The sequence below is a fragment of the Rahnella sp. CFA14(1/10) genome (assembly GCF_004195095.1).
Classification (GTDB): domain Bacteria; phylum Pseudomonadota; class Gammaproteobacteria; order Enterobacterales; family Enterobacteriaceae; genus Rahnella; species Rahnella perminowiae.
Window position 1 is genome coordinate 465684 of record NZ_SEWS01000001.1, and the last position, 19391, is coordinate 485074.

At 50.0% G+C, this 19391-nt stretch carries 15 protein-coding genes; 10 read left to right on the forward strand and 5 right to left on the reverse strand.

Annotated elements, in window-relative coordinates:
• The first annotated feature begins 209 nt into the window (after positions 1 to 209).
• Positions 210 to 3500, forward strand: coding sequence for a ribonuclease E (rne, locus tag EVX52_RS02320; protein ID WP_129990516.1), 3291 nt, complete (start codon positions 210 to 212; stop codon positions 3498 to 3500).
• A 76-nt stretch (positions 3501 to 3576) separates the two neighbouring features.
• On the opposite strand, the gene EVX52_RS02325 is transcribed toward rne, so the two are convergent.
• Positions 3577 to 3864 (reverse strand): putative quinol monooxygenase, encoded by a 288-nt coding sequence (locus EVX52_RS02325; RefSeq protein ID WP_129951839.1) that lies wholly within the window; start codon positions 3862 to 3864, stop codon positions 3577 to 3579.
• Between the two features lie 223 nt (positions 3865 to 4087).
• Here EVX52_RS02325 and pyrC point away from each other — a divergent pair, with 223 nt between their 5' ends.
• From pyrC to EVX52_RS02350, 5 genes are all read left to right on the forward strand, one after another.
• Positions 4088 to 5137, forward strand: a complete 1050-nt coding sequence (gene pyrC, locus EVX52_RS02330) for a dihydroorotase (protein ID WP_129990517.1) — start codon at positions 4088 to 4090, stop codon at positions 5135 to 5137.
• 81 nt (positions 5138 to 5218) lie between these two features.
• Entirely contained in the window at positions 5219 to 5473 is a 255-nt protein-coding gene (dinI, locus tag EVX52_RS02335; RefSeq protein WP_129951841.1) for a DNA damage-inducible protein I, read from the forward strand.
• 346 nt (positions 5474 to 5819) lie between these two features.
• Positions 5820 to 6074: a biofilm formation regulator BssS gene (gene bssS / locus EVX52_RS02340; protein ID WP_129951842.1), complete on the forward strand. Its 255-nt coding sequence runs from the start codon at positions 5820 to 5822 to the stop codon at positions 6072 to 6074.
• Between the two features lie 144 nt (positions 6075 to 6218).
• Positions 6219 to 7334, forward strand: a complete 1116-nt coding sequence (solA, locus tag EVX52_RS02345; RefSeq protein ID WP_129951843.1) for an N-methyl-L-tryptophan oxidase — start codon at positions 6219 to 6221, stop codon at positions 7332 to 7334.
• Positions 7335 to 7535: 201 nt separating this feature from the next.
• The gene (locus tag EVX52_RS02350) at positions 7536 to 8204 is read left to right on the forward strand and encodes a LuxR C-terminal-related transcriptional regulator (RefSeq protein WP_129990518.1); all 669 of its coding nucleotides are present in this window, start codon (positions 7536 to 7538) and stop codon (positions 8202 to 8204) included.
• Positions 8205 to 8416: 212 nt separating this feature from the next.
• Here EVX52_RS02350 and EVX52_RS02355 read toward each other — a convergent pair whose 3' ends face one another.
• From EVX52_RS02355 to EVX52_RS02365, 3 genes are read right to left on the reverse strand one after another with little or no spacing between them, the layout of a single operon-like run.
• Positions 8417 to 9460: an AI-2E family transporter gene (locus EVX52_RS02355; RefSeq protein ID WP_129951845.1), complete on the reverse strand. Its 1044-nt coding sequence runs from the start codon at positions 9458 to 9460 to the stop codon at positions 8417 to 8419.
• A 28-nt stretch (positions 9461 to 9488) separates the two neighbouring features.
• The gene (locus EVX52_RS02360) at positions 9489 to 12584 is read right to left on the reverse strand and encodes an efflux RND transporter permease subunit (protein WP_129990519.1); all 3096 of its coding nucleotides are present in this window, start codon (positions 12582 to 12584) and stop codon (positions 9489 to 9491) included.
• A 9-nt stretch (positions 12585 to 12593) separates the two neighbouring features.
• Positions 12594 to 13733, reverse strand: a complete 1140-nt coding sequence (locus EVX52_RS02365) for an efflux RND transporter periplasmic adaptor subunit (protein ID WP_129990520.1) — start codon at positions 13731 to 13733, stop codon at positions 12594 to 12596.
• 553 nt (positions 13734 to 14286) lie between these two features.
• Between EVX52_RS02365 and EVX52_RS02370 the strand changes: the two genes are divergently transcribed.
• Positions 14287 to 14832, forward strand: a complete 546-nt coding sequence (locus EVX52_RS02370; RefSeq protein WP_129990521.1) for a cytochrome b — start codon at positions 14287 to 14289, stop codon at positions 14830 to 14832.
• Positions 14833 to 14896: 64 nt separating this feature from the next.
• Positions 14897 to 15472 (forward strand): YceI family protein, encoded by a 576-nt coding sequence (locus EVX52_RS02375; RefSeq protein WP_129952140.1) that lies wholly within the window; start codon positions 14897 to 14899, stop codon positions 15470 to 15472.
• A gap of 64 nt (positions 15473 to 15536) precedes the next feature.
• On the opposite strand, the gene EVX52_RS02380 is transcribed toward EVX52_RS02375, so the two are convergent.
• Positions 15537 to 16592: a rhodanese-related sulfurtransferase gene (locus EVX52_RS02380; protein WP_129990522.1), complete on the reverse strand. Its 1056-nt coding sequence runs from the start codon at positions 16590 to 16592 to the stop codon at positions 15537 to 15539.
• A gap of 230 nt (positions 16593 to 16822) precedes the next feature.
• On the opposite strand from EVX52_RS02380, the gene EVX52_RS02385 reads away from it, so the two are divergent.
• Both EVX52_RS02385 and EVX52_RS02390 read left to right on the forward strand, forming a co-directional pair.
• A complete protein-coding gene (locus EVX52_RS02385; protein ID WP_129951850.1) occupies positions 16823 to 17920 on the forward strand; it encodes an NADH:flavin oxidoreductase/NADH oxidase in 1098 nt (365 codons plus the stop codon).
• 373 nt (positions 17921 to 18293) lie between these two features.
• The gene (locus EVX52_RS02390; RefSeq protein ID WP_129951851.1) at positions 18294 to 19229 is read left to right on the forward strand and encodes a Kdo(2)-lipid IV(A) acyltransferase; all 936 of its coding nucleotides are present in this window, start codon (positions 18294 to 18296) and stop codon (positions 19227 to 19229) included.
• Positions 19230 to 19391 lie beyond the last annotated feature (162 nt).

A 19391-nucleotide genomic window follows, 5' to 3' on the forward strand; every position in this document is an offset into this window, starting at 1 on the left:
AAGCTATTCCCCTAATAAAAGTGCTGCTTTCACAACGCTGGTGTCTTTAATACAGCAAAAGCAGACTTACCGAAATAATGCGCCCCTATGCAAGCGACAGCCGTGAGGTTGACGATTTGCGAGAAGACTCGGGGCCAACGGTTTATCCGGTCATGAGGTCATTTTGCCCGCAGCTCTGTCAATAATGGAATAATAATGAGTAAGTTAAGATGAAAAGAATGTTGATTAACGCAACTCAGCAAGAAGAGTTGCGCGTTGCCCTTGTAGATGGACAGCGGCTGTATGATTTGGATATTGAAAGTCCGGGCCATGAGCAGAAAAAAGCGAATATTTACAAAGGCAAAATTACCCGCATAGAACCTAGTCTGGAAGCAGCATTCGTAGATTACGGCGCGGAACGACATGGTTTCCTCCCTCTGAAAGAAATTTCCCGCGAATATTTCCCTGGTAATTATGCTTCTCATGGCCGCCCGAACATCAAAGATGTGCTGCGCGAAGGTCAGGAAGTGATTGTTCAGGTAGATAAAGAAGAGCGTGGAAATAAAGGCGCAGCACTGACGACGTTTATCAGTCTGGCCGGTAGTTATCTGGTTCTGATGCCAAACAATCCACGTGCCGGGGGTATTTCCCGCCGTATTGAAGGCGATGACCGTACTGAACTGAAAGAAGCCTTATCCTCCCTGCAACTGCCTGATGGCATGGGTCTGATTGTGCGTACTGCCGGTGTCGGCAAATCCGCAGAAGCTCTGCAATGGGACCTGACTTTCCGCCTCAAGCATTGGGATGCGATCAAGAAAGCCGCTGAAGGCCGCCCTGCTCCGTTTCTGATCCATCAGGAAAGCAATGTTATCGTTCGGGCGTTTCGTGATTACCTGCGCCCGGACATCGGTGAAATCCTCATCGATAACCCGAAAATTCTCGATCTGGCAAAAGAACATATTGCCGCGTTGGGCCGTCCTGATTTCAGCAGCAAAATTAAACCGTATGTGGGTGAGATTCCGCTGTTCAGTCACTACCAAATTGAATCGCAAATTGAATCCGCTTTCCAGCGTGAAGTCCGTCTGCCTTCCGGTGGCTCTATTGTTATCGACAGCACCGAAGCGCTGACCGCTATCGACATCAACTCCGCACGTGCCACCCGCGGCGGCGATATCGAAGAAACCGCATTCAACACTAACCTTGAAGCAGCAGATGAAATTGCCCGTCAGTTACGTCTGCGCGATCTCGGTGGTCTGATTGTTATCGACTTCATCGACATGACGCCCGTTCGCCACCAGCGCGAAGTCGAAAATCGTCTGCGTGATGCCGTTCGTCAGGACCGCGCCCGTATTCAAATCGGCCGCATTTCCCGTTTCGGTTTACTGGAAATGTCCCGTCAGCGCCTTAGCCCTTCATTGGGTGAATCAACGCACCATATCTGCCCGCGTTGTGCAGGTACCGGTACCGTCCGTGACAACGAATCCCTGTCACTGTCGATTCTGCGTCTGATCGAAGAAGAAGCACTGAAAGAAAATACCAAAGAAGTCCATGCCATCGTTCCGGTGCCTATCGCTTCTTACTTGCTGAACGAAAAACGTGAATCGGTGAATGCCATCGAAAAACGTCAGGGCGGTGTGCGCGCGGTGATCGTGCCTAACGATCAAATGCAAACTCCGCACTACCATGTCCTGCGTGTTCGTAAAGGCGAAGAAATCTCTGCACTGAGCTATCTGCTGCCACAGATTCATGAAGCAGAAATGCTGCAGCCTTCTGAAGAATTGCCCGCTGAGCGTCGTCGTCCTGAGCAACCCGCTCTGGCTGCGTTTGCGCTGCAAAGCGAAGCGCCTCCGTCCAGCTTTGAGCCGACGACCGAAACCGAAGAGCCGGTTAAAGTCAGAACCACAACAGTTAACGCTCCTGCAACACCTGTTGCTGAAAAATCAGGTTTTGTCAGCCGTCTTCTGAGCGGTCTGAAAAGCTTGTTCGCGCCTGAGCCACAGCAGGAAGTTAAACCTGTTGAAGCACCAAAAGAGGCTCAGGAAGCGGCTGAAACGGAAAATCGCCGTAACAACGAACGCCGTAATCCACGCCGCCAGGGCGGACGTCGTGAGCGCAACGGAGAACGTGGCGATCGCAATGACCGCGGTAATCGTGGTGAACGTGGCGAAGGCCGCGACAACAATCGTGATAATCGTGGCGAAAGCCGTGATAGCCGCGAAAATAATCGTGAACAGCGTGATGATCAGCGCCGTGGCCGCCGTAATCAGGAACCGGTTGTTACCGAAACCCGTAGCGAAGAGGTTGAAACGGCCGCGCGTGAAGAACAGCAACAACAGCCTCGTCGTGAACGTTCACGTCGCCGTTCTGAAGACAAGCGCAAACCACAGACTGAAGAAAAAGTTCAGGAAGTCGCAGCCGTTGAACAGGTTGCTGCGCCGGTGGTTGCTGATGAAACTGAGCAGGAAGATCGTCAGCCAACTCAGCGCCGTCAGCGTCGTCAGTTATCGCATAAAATCCGCTTCGAGTCTGAAACAGACGTTGATCACGAAGAAGAAGCTGCAGCACAGCTATTGATCACCGGCACTCGCCCGGCGGCGCCTGTGATTGCTGAGCAGGAACCTTCTGATGCTGAAACAACAAACATTACCGATAACGAAGATAATCAGAATGACAATGGCCGTGAAAATGGTATGCCACGTCGTTCACGCCGCTCGCCACGCCACCTGCGTGTAAGTGGTCAACGTCGTCGTCGTTATCGTGATGAACGTTATCCGACTCAGTCACCTATGCCACTTGCCGGTGCGTTTGTTTCTCCGGAAATGGCTTCGGGTAAAGTCTGGGTCACTTATCCGGTTGCTCCGTCTTCTGAACTACAGGTTGCTGAAACAGAAACCCCTGAAGTGCTGACTGAACAGGTTGAGATTGCACAGGCGAATACGCCGGTACTGTCTGAGATCGCTGAAGTTGCACAACCGTCAACCGCTGAACCTGCCGATGTTGTTGAAGCTGTTGCACAAGAAACGCCAGCCGAAACTACACTAACCGACGTTGCGCAGCCTGTTGCCGAAGAGCCAGTTCTCGTTGAACCGGGAACAGCTGAACCCGTCGTGGAAACGCCTGTTGTTGACGTTGCACCTGAAGCACACGAGCCAGTGGTCGTGGAACCAACACCTGTTCTCGCTGAACCTGAAGTTCAGGCCCCGGTGCCAGTCGCCGAACCTGAAGTGAAAGCTGAAGAGAAATCAGAACCGGTGGCTGACGTTAAACCTGCTGCAGAAGCTGCGCCAGTTGCAGTCGTGCCTGCAGTCACGGAAGCTGCGATTGTTGCACCTCGCTTCAAGCACCACGCGACAGCGCCTATGACGAAAGCTCCGGCACCCGCCTATATACAAGAGCCTCCTCGTCACAGTGACTGGGTTCGCCCTGAGTTCAACTTTGAAGGTAAAGGTTCTGCAGGTGGTCATGCGGCAGTCACTACTGCAACAGCCCCGGCAACCAAACCTGAAATGCCATCCGAGTAACTGCTGAGCAGTGAGACTCAAAAACCCGCCTCGGCGGGTTTTTTTTTTAAAGAAAATGACCAGAGGTTCAACCCGATCAGGCCAGACTTTTCAACCGGCGAATCGTAAGTTCCTCCAGTTTACCTTCCAGGCTTTTTGCAAAGTGTTGGAAATGCTCGGTCTTGTTGTGCTGATTCAGCGCCTCTTCAGAGGCCCATCGTTCGTAGAAAACAAAGGTACCCTCTGTATCGAGATCCTGATGCAGCTCATATTGCAGGCACCCTACTTCCAGCCGGCTTGGTTCAATGACATCAAGCAACGCTTCTGTCACTTTTGACTTGAATTCTGCTTTAGCGACAATAGTGGCAACCACTCTGATTTCCATAATAATTCTCCTGTTTTTTTGGTCATGCTTCAGGGCGTACCGGGAAGCACTCTGACTAAAATCTATTCCCACTATGAACCTGTCGATACATTGATTTCAATACGAACTTTATTTAACGGATGCAACACAACGCTTTTACGCTTATTCTTGTTCCCCGCCGTTAATGCTCCCATTACCGCACCTGTTCTCTCTATTTTGTCCCTCAATGCCGGAGTTTTGCCTGATGACCGCAACACCGCAAGTTTTGAAAATCCGCCGTCCAGATGACTGGCATATTCACCTTCGTGACGACCACATGCTCAGCACGGTGTTACCTTTCACCAGTGAAGTATTCGGTCGCGCCATTGTTATGCCAAACCTCACACCCCCCGTAACCACCGTGGCGGATGCGATAGCATATCGTGACCGGATTATGGCCGCGTTGCCTGCAGGACATAACTTTACTCCTCTGCTGACCTGCTATTTGACCGATTCTCTGGATCCGGAAGAAATTGCGCGCGGTTTCGGACAAGGTGTATTCACTGCGGCAAAACTGTATCCGGCCAATGCGACAACAAATTCTCAGCATGGCGTTTCTGATGTCAAAAAGATTTATCCTGTTTTGGAGCGTATGCAGAAAATCGGCATGCCTTTGCTGATCCACGGTGAAGTTACGCACAACCATGTAGATATTTTTGACCGTGAAGCCCGTTTCATTGATGAAGTCATGGATCCGGTACGTCGTCAGTTTCCTGAATTGAAAATTGTCTTCGAGCACATCACCACCAAAGAAGCCGCGCAATATGTTCTTTCTGGCAATCAGTATCTGGGTGCGACCATTACGCCACAGCATCTGATGTTCAACCGCAACCACATGCTGGTTGGCGGTGTACGTCCGCATCTGTTCTGTCTGCCAGTCCTCAAACGTAATATTCATCAGGAAGCATTGCGTGAAGTTATCGCCAGCGGGGCTGATCGCTTCTTCCTGGGTACCGACTCTGCGCCGCACACGAAAGGCCGTAAAGAATCAAGCTGTGGCTGCGCGGGTTGCTTTAATGCCCCGCTGGCGTTATCAGCTTATGCGACCGTCTTTGAAGAACTCAATGCGCTGCAACATTTTGAGGCGTTTTGCTCCCTGAACGGCCCGCGTTTCTATGGCCTGCCGCTGAATGAAGACTTCATCGAATTGTCCCGTATCCCGGTGACACAGCCTGAAGAAATTGTTTTAGGCCATGAATCTATTGTGCCATTCCTGGCAGGTCAGACACTGACCTGGAAAGTGACGTCTTACTAACAACAAATTCTCACCAGCGCGTATTGCACTGATCATGATTTGACTGTATAAATATACAGTCAAATCTATTCAGGAGGTCCTATGCGTGTTGAAGTCACAATTGATAAAACCAAGCCTCTGCCTGCCGGCGCGCTGGACGCGTTATCAGGTGAATTGAGTAAAAGAATTAACAAACAGTTTTCCGACCGCGAAAATAAAATCCAGGTGCGATATGCCGGGGCAAATAGCCTGTCTGTTCTGGGCGGGGCAAAAACTGACCGCGACCTGATTGAGGAAATTCTTCAGGAAACCTGGGAAAGCGCTGACGACTGGTTCTCCAATCAGAATGATGACTAAGCCGATGGAATTTCTGAAAAGCTATTCATTCTCTCCCCCCTATCTATAATAATCAGGTTTATTAAAACCACGCCGAAAGGCTATTTTTGTATTTCACCGGGCGTCGCAGTCCGGTTTTTTATTCCTTTTTACTGCATAAAACAGACTATTCTGAAAAATAAAATTTAGGTTAACTTCAGATTATTCCGTTTAATAAATAATCAACACAAATTATTTACAATTTAATTCTCTTAAACCACTCCCTAAATCGCTTTATCTGTTTATACTGAAATAGCTCACATGATAATGAGCCGCATTGATCCTCAGATAGTCACTCACGTCAGTCACTACAATATAAGGGGTCTATATGGACAGAAATGATGAAGTTATTCAGACACACCCGCTTGTTGGTTGGGATATCAGTACCGTCGACTCTTATGACGCCATGATGATACGCCTTCATTATCTGTCTTCAAAAGACCAGACACCAGAGGATGCTCAGGTAGACAGAACCCTGTGGTTAACTACCGACGTTGCACGGCAACTCATTACCATCCTTGAAGCCGGCATCGAAAAGATAGAATCTAACGAGTACGAATACAGTGATCACCGTAAACATTAATCTTTACCTGCACGTCTGAGGCACCAGCGATTTATCCTGGTGCCTTTTTCTTTGCCTCCGCCCTGCTTGCCTTCTTCGCTGTAAACTCTCTATCATGCCCGTAGCCAGCTTGTTAAAAACTCTCACCACAGGAACGTTTTAATTATGGATTACGATCTCATTATCGTAGGCAGCGGTTCGGTCGGTTCAGCCGCAGGTTACTACGCCACCCGTTCCGGCTTGAAAGTGCTGATGATAGACAGCGCAATGCCACCCCATCAGGCGGGGAGCCACCATGGCGAAACACGCCTTATCCGCCACGCTTACGGCGAAGGCTCACGTTATGTGCCAATGCTGTTGAGAGCGCAAACGCTTTGGGATGAACTGGCAGAACTCAGCAACGATAAGATTTTCCATCGCAGCGGCGTTCTGAACATAGGTCCTGAAAATTCAGAATTTATCCGTAATGTTAAGCACAGTGCAGAAACCTACCGTCTGGTCACACAATCTCTCAGTTCGGCCGAAATCCGCGAAAAATGGCCTCTTTTCACCTTACAGGACGGCTATTGCGGTGTGTACGAACCCAACTCGGGTTTTCTGCAAAGTGAAATGGCGGTGTCGGCGTATATTCGCCTTGCGCGGGAAGCCGGTTGTGCGCAGCTATTCAACTGCCCTGTTGAAAGCATTAACTGGCTGGATGATAGCATTGAAGTGACAACGATTGACGGAGTCTACCGCGGAGCCAAACTGGTGGTAGCAGCGGGAACCTGGGTCACAAAAATCCTGCCAGCGTTGCCCGTTAAACCTTTGCGTAAAGTGTTTGCCTGGTTCCATGCAGATGGCCGCTACAGTGAAGAAAACCATTTTCCCGCCTTTACGCTCGAAACGCTGCAAGGTGACCAGTATTATGGATTCCCCTCTGTTAAGGATGAACTGAAATTGGGGAAACATAATGGTGGTCAATGGATAACCGAACCTGAACAACGTAAATCTTTTGGCAGCTTCAGTCAGGATGGAACGGAATCATTCAATTTCTTCCGCCATTTCCTCCCGGGCGTGGGTGTCAGTTTGCGTGGTGCCTCATGCACTTATGATATGACGGCTGATGAAGATTTCATTATTGATACCCTGCCGGAAAGAGAAAATACGTTAGTGATTTCGGGGCTAAGTGGTCATGGGTTTAAATTCGCCAGTGTATTAGGAGAAATAGTTAGCCTCTTCGGTAACAATCGTCCTATTCCTTTTGATCTTACTCCCTTTTCTCTTAATCGGTTCAATTAATGTAAAATATTTTCTACCCTCGTGGATATTTAGCGGGGGTTATCATTTTATTTTCTTTATGATTTTTCTAATTCCAGTTTGAACAAGATCAACAGACTCGCATTTCCGAATTGACAGCATTAGAGAAAAGAATCTATGCTGGATACAGAAATCACAGGAGTGGTTTCCTGCGCGTAATGTTACGCATGACAAGGATGTGATATGAAAGTTTGTATAATTGAACCCTGTGGTTTTACGCGCTTAGGAATTTTCTCTTATCTCGTTGAAAATAATAGCCTTGATATTATTGATACTGTGAATATTTCTCATTCCCTTAATTTAATTCCTGAATTCGAACCAGATATTATCCTGGTAAATATGACGGTTAATTGCCATACTGCAGAACTATCTGAAGAATTAAAAACCTTCTTTGAATTTCGTCATAGCGCCCGAATATACTGTTACGTTGATGCTCACTATCCGAATACCGAAACGCCAATTGCTGTAACCCGTGAAGTCTCTATTCTCAACAAGCAGTCGCTCACCGCCCTCTTGCAACAGATTGCTGAAGACCCTGAAGCATTTATGCCGATAAATAACATCGGCCTGCCAAAAACGTTACTGAGCGATCAGGAAATTCTGGTGATGAGTTACTGGATGTCTGAAATGCCGAACTATCGCATTGCCAGAAAATTAAACATCAGCAGCCGTACTGTTTATGTTCATAAACGGCATCTGGCGCAAAAAATCCGAGTCCGTAACCGGCTGGAGTTTTGTTTCATTTACAATCTGATTAAGTATTTATTCTGGCCGATTGATGATATTTCAGCAACGCCCATCAGCCGGCAGATTAAAGACGACCTGCAGATGATTTACAAAAATTACAGCTAAATCTGCGAACATCTTGAATGCCCTGCTCATTCAGGGCATTTTTACGTGACGGCATTCTTTCTCACTTTTTTAAATATTTTCCCTGTATTCTCCGCCTCCCGCCAGGTTGTACTGTAACTGCAGAAATCTGCAACGGACGTCATGGCACGCCTGTACCCCTACCCTCATGGCAGAACAGTGAATGCGCTCGCTCATCATTTCGAAGAGAAAAGCTAACTTTTGCGTTCTGCGGGACAATCACCCAGAAGCACAGTAATTTTGTGGCCTGCCGCTGTGGCTTCAAGCGCTATCCTGAGCACAATCGTCAGTGGCACCGAAAGCAACATGCCAACCGGCCCCATCAGCCATCCCCAGAAGATCAACGACATAAAGACCACGAGTGTCGATAAACCTAATCCGCGCCCCAAAATTTTCGGATCAATAATACTGCCGAAAACCAGATTGATCAGGATATATCCCCCCGTCAGGATCAATCCTTCAGTGGAACCATTAAACAGAAAGGCCTGAATGATCGGCGGGATAGCCGCGATAAAAGAACCTATGTTGGGAATGTAATTAAGGGCAAAAGCCAGCATCCCCCACAGAAAAGCAAAACGAATGCCGGTAACCGCCAGTAAGGCCCAAACAGCCAGCCCCGTTACCACACTGATCAGTGTTTTGATCACCAGATAGCGTGTCACACTGTCCAGCGCACGCTGAACATTCGCCATGCCTTTGTCCGGATCATCTGACATTTGTTCCACTTTGTAGGGCAGTTGCGGGACTTCAAGCAGCATGAATGCAACGGTCATCAGCAGTAAGAACAACCCCGCCATCGCATTGGACAAATAGCTGATCAACTTACTGACCAGATTCAGCGTCGCCGCGGGATCAATGTATCCGGCCAGTTGTTCGGAGGATAGCGTCAGCCCGCTTTGCGGAAACCAGGCTTCGATATCACTGAGTTTCTCAACTAACAGTCCGCGATATTGTGGCAATGTACGGGCAAACTCATTGAGTGTCACCAGCAGTTTGGTCGTGAGGAAAACCATCATGCAAATTACCAATGTCGCCACCAGCAAAACAGCCAATGCCCTGGGCACTCGCCATTTCTCCAGCAAGACAATCAGCGGATTCAATACGAAAGCCAGAAAAAGCGCCAGAATAAAGGGCACGATAATATCTGCCGCGGATTTAATTCCCGCGAAGATAACTACCAGCATTGCCATCATTACAACAGCTTTCAGGCCCTGAGTTGTTACGATCATTTTACGCACATCTTTCTCCTGAAACTGGCCGGATCCTTTAGCGAGATTTCACCCACTCACGCAGACGCTGGATATGTACGTACAGTGCCGGAATAAATAAGATCCCTGCCGTCGTGGATAACAACATCCCACTGAACACCGTTACGCCGATGATATGGCGGCTCATGGCTCCGGCACCGGATGCCATGACCAGCGGTAACACCCCAAGAATAAATGAGATTGCGGTCATCATTACCGCACGGAAACGCTGTTTTGCCCCATCCTGAGCCGCGTCATGTACCGACGCCCCCTCTTCTCTTCTGGCTTTCGAGAACTCAACGATCAGAATGGCATTCTTCGCTGCGAGCCCTATGAGCAAGACCATGCCGATCTGAGCGTAGACATCGTTGCTTAGTCCTGCTAGATGCAGGCCGGCGATTGCGCCAAACACCGCAAATATCACGGAAATCATGACAATAAGAGGGATGCTCCAGCTTTCGTATTGCGCCACCAGGAACAAATACGCAAACAGCAATGCAGCCGCATAGATAAGAATGGCCTGGCCGCCAGCCTGTATTTCCTGCAATGACATGCCGGTCCATTCATAAGCGTAACCCGCAGGTAATGTCCCGTTCAGGATATGTTCCATCTGTGCCATAGCTTCACCGGAGCTGATACCGGGTGCTGCCGAGCCGCTGATCGCCAGGGAAGGAAACTGGTTATATTGGGTAATAAATGGCGCACCCAACGATGGTGTCAGTTCAACCATCTTCGCAAGGCTGACCAGTGAGCCGTTGTCGCTGCGTACCGTCAGTGCAGATATCTGGTCTGCACGTTGGCGGTCTTCCATTTCATTTTGCATCTGCACATTAAACAGACGGTTATTAATGATGAAATCGCTGACGTTAACCCCGCCTAGTGACGTCTGTAACGTACCGAAGATACGGCTGACCGGCACCTGCATCAACGCTGCACGGTCGCGGTCCACACTCAGGGCAATTTCCGGTACGGACGCACTGAAGGTGGTAAATACGCGGCTCAGGCTGGGATCCTGATTAGCGGCCTGGATCAGCGCCTGCCCTGTGGCAGCCAGTTCTTGCGGGGATTGCCCCTGTAATGCCTGCAAACGCAAATCCAGCCCTGATGCTGTACCTAATCCGGAAATCGCGGGCGGATTTATGGCCATAATTATCGCAGAAGGAATGCCGGCCATCGCCGGTTGCAGCCGCCCGATCACCTGATCCACACGGCTACGCTCGCCCCATGGCTTGAGCAATACAATACCAAAGGCGGCATTTGGCGAGCTCCCGCCGCTCAGCAGGCTGAAGCCACTGATAGCGATCACATCCTCGACCGCCGGGTCTTTCTGCATAATCTGCTGCATTTGTTCAAGCACAACATCGGTACGGTTTAATGATGCTCCATCAGGTAACTGTACATTCACAAAGAAGTAGCCCTGATCTTCATCTGGCAGAAAGGATTTTGGCAAACTGCTGTAGCCCCATACGCTGGCTCCGCCGATCAGACAAACCGTCACAATGCTGGTAAACACATTTTTGCTGATCCCCCGTGTAGCTTTCACATACACGTTACGGACGCGCTCCAACCCGAGATTGAACCCGCGAAAAACACGTGCCGGTTTGTCCGGGCGCGGTTTCAGCAGGGATGCACAAAGCGCAGGGGTCAGAGTCAGCGCGTTGATACTCGATAAAACGACGGCTGCTGACAGCGTGACAGCAAACTGACGATACAGTGCGCCGGTAATCCCTGGCAGAACGGCAACCGGAACGAACACCGCCAGCAATACCACGGTAGTCGCGATGATCGGCCCGGCGATCTGCTTCAGGGCTTCACGGGTTGCAGCCACACGCCCGAGCGACGGATCTTCCATCATCAGACGCTCCACGTTTTCCACCATCACGATGGCATCATCGACCACGACTGTCAGCGCCAGAATAATGGCAAACAAGCTGAGAGTATTGGCGGAATAGCCAAAGGCATAAAGCACGGCAAAGGTGCCCAGCAAAGAAACAGGAATGGTCAGTGCGACGATAAATGTCGCCCGTGCACTTTGCAGAAACAGGTAAACAACCGACAGCACGACGATAAAGGTCAGCACCAGTGAAACGGTAATTTCATCGAGCGTAGCACTGACAAAACGGGTCGAGTCGAATTTGATTTCATAAGTCAGATCATCAGGGAAATTGCGCACCTGACGCGACATTTCCTCACGCACCGCGTCCGCCACACTCAGCGCATTCGCTCCCGGCGCGGGGTATACCGAGAGAAAAGCTGACGGTGTCTGGTTCAGTGTCGCATTCACCTGATAATCCTGCGCGCCCAGCTCAATACGGGCGACATCGCGCAAACGCACCGTACCGCCATGCGCGTTTTTACGCACAATAATATTGCCGAACTCCTGCGCTGAACTCAGACGCCCTGCCCCGCTGATCGTCAGGGTTTGCTGTTGCATTGACGGGCTCGGTGATGCGCCAATCTGCCCGGCCGCAGCCTGCACATTCTGATTATTAATCGCGGTGCTAATTTCCATACTGCTGACATCCAGCGCTTCCATTTTGCGCGGATCCAGCCAGATACGCATGCTGTAGTCACGCGAACCAAAAACCCGAACATCACCTACGCCATCAACACGTGCCAGCGCATCACGCAACTGAATGCTGGCAAAGTTGCTGATGAATAACATGTCATGGGTTTTCTCCGGTGAAAGGAGGCTGATACCCATCAGTATATTGGAAGCCTGTTTGCGCACCGACACGCCCGTATTCAGCACTTCTGGCGGAAGACGGGAGCTGACCTGTGAAATACGATTTTGTACTTCGACGGCTGCCGTATCCGGATCAGTACCGCTGGCGAAGGTAATAGTCAGCGTGTAGCTGCCGTTATTGCCGCTGTTCGATGACATATAAAGCATGTTACTGACACCGTTGACCTGTGCCTCGATCGGCGCAGCAACAGACTCCGCGACGTCCCGTGCACTCGCACCGGGATAAATAGCACTGACTGACACCACCGGTGGCGTAATATCCGGATATTGCTCAACCGGGATAACCTTCAGGGCGACGGCACCGATCAGCGCCGTCACCAGCGCAATAACCACTGCAAAACGGGGTCTTTTGATAAATTTCTGGAGCATCGTTGTTCCTTAACGTTTTTTCGCGGCCATATCCGGGGCTTCGGTTGCCCGTGCGTTCACTTCCATTCCTGGTCGGATCCATTGCTGGCCTTCGGTCACGACTTTTTCTCCGCCCTGCAAGCCCTCTATGACGAAATAACCGTGTCCGATCTGCGCGCCAAGCCTCACCAGCCGCGCTTCTACGCGCTGCCCGGCATTGACCAGCAAAACAAAATGCCCTGTCGCATTTTGCTGCACAGCCTGCGCAGGTAATACCGGCAGTGAATGTCCGGAACGCGGCTTTGCCGCTACATTCACAGTGCCCCCCGGCAGCAAACGATGATCAGGATTTGCTACGGTCAGCCTGACCGGTAAAGTGCCTGTTTGCGCATCAATACGGTTACCGATGGATTCCAGCACCGGCGCTTTCATGTAAGGCGAACCGTCAGATAAACGCAGAGAAAGCATCATGTTATCGGCCATGAAAGCGTCCTGCAGCGTGCCACTGCTGTGGCTGGCACTGAGAACATCACGTTCGTTCACTGAAATTACTACGCGCACCGGATCAAGCTGCACGATCTCCGTGAGCACACCGCTGGCCGGATTCACCAGGCTTCCGGTATGAAAATGGCTTACGCCGATACGCCCTGAAATGGGGGCCGTAATGCGGGTGTAGCTCAGTTGTAGTTCCTGAGTTTTCAGCGCTGCCTGCGCCTGTGTGACGGCTGCACGGGCAGTATCACGCGCGGCCAGCGCAGCATCAACGTCTGACTGACTGACGGTCCGCGCATCACCGAGACGCTGTATACGGTTCAGATGGGTCTGGGCATGACGCGCGGTGGCATTGGCACTGTCTAACCGGGCTTTGGCCTGCGCGACAGCCGCCTGATGCAAAGCGGGTTCTATTTCATACAAAACGTCGCCTGCATTCACAAACTGCCCTTCCTCAAAGGCACGACGGGCAATAAAGCCTTCGGTACGGCTGGTCACATTGACGGCCTGAACAGCTTCAAGGCGACCCAGGTATGTGCGGCTGACGCCATCAGGTTGGGTAGCAATTGTCACTGTTGTCACCGCTGGCAGAAGTTGCGCAGCCGCACCGGTCAGGGGGAATGATAAGAGGGTCAGCAGTACAGGCACTGCCATAAAACGACGCATTGCAGGAAACATAAAGTCACTCTCCATGTGATGTCGGACGTGGCACCTTTAATTCAGCGAAAATGCACACACCGGCAACATCAGATAATAATCTATAAAAAAATTCCTAATCAGAATTATTGAGGATTATAAATATTGTCTGATATCACAAGCTGATCTCGATCAGCTTGTGAATGAACCTTTAACTTCTTTACGTTTTATTTAATCACCATTTAGATTCTTATTCTGAATAAAAAATCCATTATTCTTTGCTGCGCAACGGGTGAAATAAAAACACCACATCGTATTAATCACAGCCGGAATTATAATTTTTACTCAGTTTTTTAGAAATAGAAATAACTTTACGGTTGGTGACAAATCCTTACAAAGCATCTCCTGTACTGGATCAACTATGCCAAAATTCGTTTACATCAAAAAATAACAAAACTACTGAACAAAAACTCCTTAAAATCATCAAAAATAATGAATGAGTTGAATTAATTGCAACATTTGAAAATAATAGTTTGCCAAGATGTTTCTAAGTGTTTAATTTTCAGCAATACCTTATTACTGAGAACGCCATCCTATGCACTGGAAAAATACCCCCGTCCGTTTTGGTTCTATTTCCATGTTAATTCATTGGCTCGTCGCTCTGGCTGTTTATGGTTTATTTGCACTGGGATTATGGATGGTCGGACTGGGTTATTACGATACCTGGTATCACCGTGCGCCAGAAATACATAAAAGTGTCGGCATCCTGATTTTTGCTGCGATGGTATTTCGTCTCGCCTGGCGGTTTATTTCTCCGCCACCCAAACCGCTGGACAGTTACAGCGCGAAAACACGCATCGGCGCCTGGCTGGCTCACGTTCTGTTGTTCATCGGCCTGTTCGGCATTTTGATCAGCGGCTATCTGATTTCAACGGCTGAAGGCCAGCCGGTCAGCGTCTTCGGTTGGTTTGAGGTACCTGCTACGTTGTTTGGGCTGGAACAACAGGCTGATATTGCGGGCACCCTGCATCTGTGGATGGCGTGGGGCATTGTCATCATTTCAGGTTTTCACGCCCTTGCCGCACTTAAACATCATTTCATCGATCGCGACAGCACCCTGATGCGCATGCTGGGGCGCTGATCCGGTTTACGTTCTGCTCTTTACTTATGTTGTTCACATTATGGATAAACGGAGAATAACCATGTTGAAAAAGACCACTCTGGGTTTAACGCTGGCCTCGCTGTTACTGGCGGCGGGTTCGGCAACGGCAGCCAGCTACAAGATCGACAAAGAAGGTCAGCACGCGTTTATTGAATTTCGTATCAAGCATTTAGGTTATAGCTGGCTGTATGGCAGCTTTAACGATTTCGATGGCGGATTCACCTTTGATGAGAAAAATCCGGCTGCGGATAAAGTCAATGTCACCATCAATACCACCAGCGTCTTTACGAATCATGCCGAGCGTGACAAACATCTGCGCAGCGCTGAATTCCTGAATGTTGGCAAACATCCGCAGGCTACGTTCAAATCAACGTCAGTGACAAAAGAAGGTGAAAACCTGTCAGTGACCGGCGATTTCACGCTTAACGGCGTCACCAAGCCTTTAACATTACAGGCGAAATTGCTCGGTCAGGGCAAGGATCCGTGGGGCGGTTACCGTGCTGGCTTTGAAGCGGCAGGCACCCTCGCACTGAAGGATTACGGTATCACGACCGATCTGGGCCCGGCATCGCAGAACGTTGAGCTGATCATTTCTGTCGAGGGTGTGCAGGAGAAATAATTCCTGCCGCCAACGTAAAGGCCCTGAATCGCTCCCGCCATTCAGGGCTTTTTATAGACACCGGTCAGTCGTTTTCAGGTGCCGGAATATGCATGGTGGTTTGCAATAATCCCTTGGATTTATTGAAAATTTTTATGCCATTCTCGCGGCCCGCGCGCAAAGCCCGTTGTTCTTCTACCGGTAGCTTCAGCTCTGTCATACAGATTTCGCTGCAACATCCGTCAAATTTCGCTGCACACGTCGGACACTGAATAAACAGCAGATGGCAGCCGTCATTTTTACAGTTGGTGTGATTATCACAGGCTGTACCGCACTGATGACAATGCGCAATCACGTCATCAGAAATACGCTCACCCATACGTTCATCAAACACAAAATTTTTGCCTTTGAATTTAACAGGTAAACCCTTCTCTTTGGCACGACGAGCATATTCGATAATGCCGCCTTCCACGTGATACACATTCTTAAAACCTTTGTACAGCATGTACGCACTGGCTTTCTCACAGCGGATGCCCCCGGTGCAATACATCACAATTTTCTTATCTTTGTCTTCTTTAAGCATATCAACGGCCATGGGCAGTTGATCGCGGAAAGTGTCAGACGGGACTTCAATCGCGTTATCAAAATGCCCCACCTCGTATTCGTAGTGGTTACGCATATCGACAAACAAGGTGTCCGGATCGTCAATCATGGCATTGACCTGTTCAGCTTTCAGGTACTCACCTACGTTTGACGGATCGAAAGAATCATCATCAATCCCGTCCGCTACGATGCGGTCACGCACTTTGAGACGCAGCACCCAGAAGGATTTACCGTCATCTTCCAGCGCAACATTCAGCCGGACCTGATCCAGCGCCGGATGGCTGGAAAACAACCCGGTTTTAAACGCTTCAAACTGGCTCTGCGGTACGCTGATTTGCGCGTTAATCCCTTCTTTTGCCACGTAAATACGGCCAAACACGTTAAGGCGTGTCAGACTGACATACAGAGCGTCACGGAAGGCCTTTGGATCTTCAAGCTGGAAATACTTATAAAAAGAAACCGTTGTACGGGGCTCAGTTTCAGCCAACATGCGCGCACGGAGTTCCTCATTAGAAATACGGTTATGTAACACTGGCATGGTGTACGTTCCTGTCTTTCAGGGAAATTTAACTATTGAATACCGAATAGCTACTTTTGAAGCGGCAAGATTATACATTAAAGCAACAACGAGGACATCTTACGTTGAAAATTCGGCAGAAGAAAAAACACCTGCTGTTCATTGCCCATTTTTGAAATGCGATAACCTACTCTTAGTTGTTATCTATCCTTGTAGTCCATCACCACGCTGAATTTTAAGGGGCATAAAACATGAGTAAGCTTTTTGAACCGATTTCCTTAGGGAAGCTGACCCTCGCTAACCGCATCGTGATCGCGCCAATGTGCCAGTATTCATCCGACGAAGGGAAAGCCACATCCTGGCATCACGCGCATCTTGGGCAGTTATCCTTTTCCGGCGCGGGTTTACTGATCCTTGAAGCGACCGCTGTTGAAGCCGTCGGACGCATTTCGGCCCAGGACTTAGGCTTATGGGATGATGAAACCGAAGCTGCCATGAAGGATTTAGTGACCGGCTTACGCGAAAACAGTGATATGCCACTCGGTCTGCAACTCGGACATGCCGGGCGTAAAGCCTCGTGCGCTGCCCCCTGGAATGGCGGTGCACAAATTCCTCCCTCCGCAGGCGGCTGGCAGACGGTTGCGCCCTCACCGCTGGCCTTCGCGGAAGGTACCGAAGCCCCGCTGGCGATGTCCACGGAACGTATCGCAGAACTGAAAAAAGCCTATGTTGATACGGTTCGCCGCGCAGATCGCCTGGGCTTTGATCTGCTGGAGCTGCACGGCGCGCACGGTTACCTGTTGCATCAGTTCCTGTCACCGCTTTCAAACCAGCGCACCGATCAGTACGGCGGGTCTCTGGAAAACCGCATGCGTCTGCTTTTGGAAATTTTCACGGAAATCCGTGCGGCATTCCCGGCAGAAAAACCGATTGGCGTACGCATTTCTGCGACCGACTGGGTAGACGGGGGCTGGGATCTGGAGCAGTCCGTTGAACTCGCCAAAGCGCTCGACGAGCTGGGTTGCAGCTACATCCACGTCTCCAGCGGCGGCCTGAGCCCGCAGCAGAAAATCACGGTGGGTCCGAACTATCAGGTCCCCTTCGCGGATAGCATTAAGCGCCATGTAAAAATGCCGGTGATTGCGGTGGGTCTGATCACAGAACCGGAACAGGCCGAAGCGATTATCGGCACCGGGCAGGCAGACATGATTGCTCTGGCGCGCGGCATTTTGTACAACCCGCGCTGGCCCTGGCATGCGGCGGCAAAACTGGGGGAAAAAGTGGCTGCGCCGAAACAGTACTGGCGCAGCGAGCCTCACAGCGTCAAAGGTCTTTTTCTGCCGAAATAATCGCCTGACTTAACATTAACGCGGGACTCGCCAGAAACGGCATTTCGCAAACGTGATCCCGGGCGGCGGTAGTGTCGCCCGTTTCATTGACAAAAAGGCATTCTCTACTGATATTTGAATCATGGTGAGTGAATATGCCGGGAAATTAATGCGTACTTTTTGTTTTACATTCACGCAAACTATAAGTAAATGAGGTATTAGTGCCGTGGATTTTCACCTCACACCGAAAAAATGCCACAATATTCCACTTTGCTGCAAAAAATAACGTACAACGCATATTCCGGATGAATATGTGTCCGTGTTTCTGTGGCAGGCTGCTGCATTAGACAGAGCTTATAAACTTTCTACTTCGACTCACTGACGCAGAGATTCTATGACTCAGGTACCAACCTTTACTCGTTCGTTACTGCACCCGCGCTACTGGATCACCTGGATGGGTCTGGGACTGCTTTATGTGCTGGTGTTACTGCCTTACCCGGTCATTTACCGCATCGGTACCGGCCTGGGCCGCTTCTCAATGCGCTTCCTGAAACGTCGCTATAAAATCGCCCGGCGTAATCTCGAATTATGTTTCCCGGACATGCGTGCGGAACAGCGCGAAGATATGATACTGAAAAACTTCGAGTCCGTCGGCATGGGCTTGTTTGAAACTGGCATGGCGTGGTTCTGGCCAGACTGGCGCATAGAGCGCTGGTTCAAAGTCAGCGGTCTGGAACATATCCAGCATGCGAGAGAGAATAAACAAGGGGTTCTGCTAATCGGTGTGCATTTCCTGACGCTGGAACTGGGTGCGCGTATCTTTGGGATCCATAATCCCGGCGTGGGCGTTTATCGTCCTCACGATAACAAGCTGATGGATTGGATCCAGACCAAAGGCCGTATGCGGTCTAACAAAGGGATGCTGGATCGCAAAGATCTCAAAGGGATGATCCGCAGCCTCAAGCAAGGCGACATCATCTGGTACGCACCGGATCATGACTACGGTCCGCGAGCCAGCGTATTTGTGCCCTTTTTTGCGGTAGATAAGGCCGCCACCACAACCGGGACATATCTGCTGGCACGCATGGGCAAACCGGCGATTATTCCCTTCACTCCGCGACGACTGCCGAAAGGTGAAGGTTATGAGATGATTATTCACCCTCAGGTCGCTGACTTCCCGCTGGATGACGAAGTGGTTGCCGCAGCGTACATGAACAAAGTGGTGGAAAACGAGATCCGCCAGGCACCGGAGCAGTATATGTGGCTGCATCGTCGGTTTAAAACACGCCCGCAGGGTGAGCCTTCGCTCTACAAACCCCTTAGCGATTAATCAATCAAAACCGGTCCGGCCACCGTCGCTGGTCCGGTTTTTTGATTTGCTTCATCAATTTTTTTCACAAACTTCTTCAAACTTATCAGATTTTATCCGATCCTGTTTAGGCCAATACTCTCCCCATCATTTCTCCACGTGATTACTCCGCTTATTTTGGAG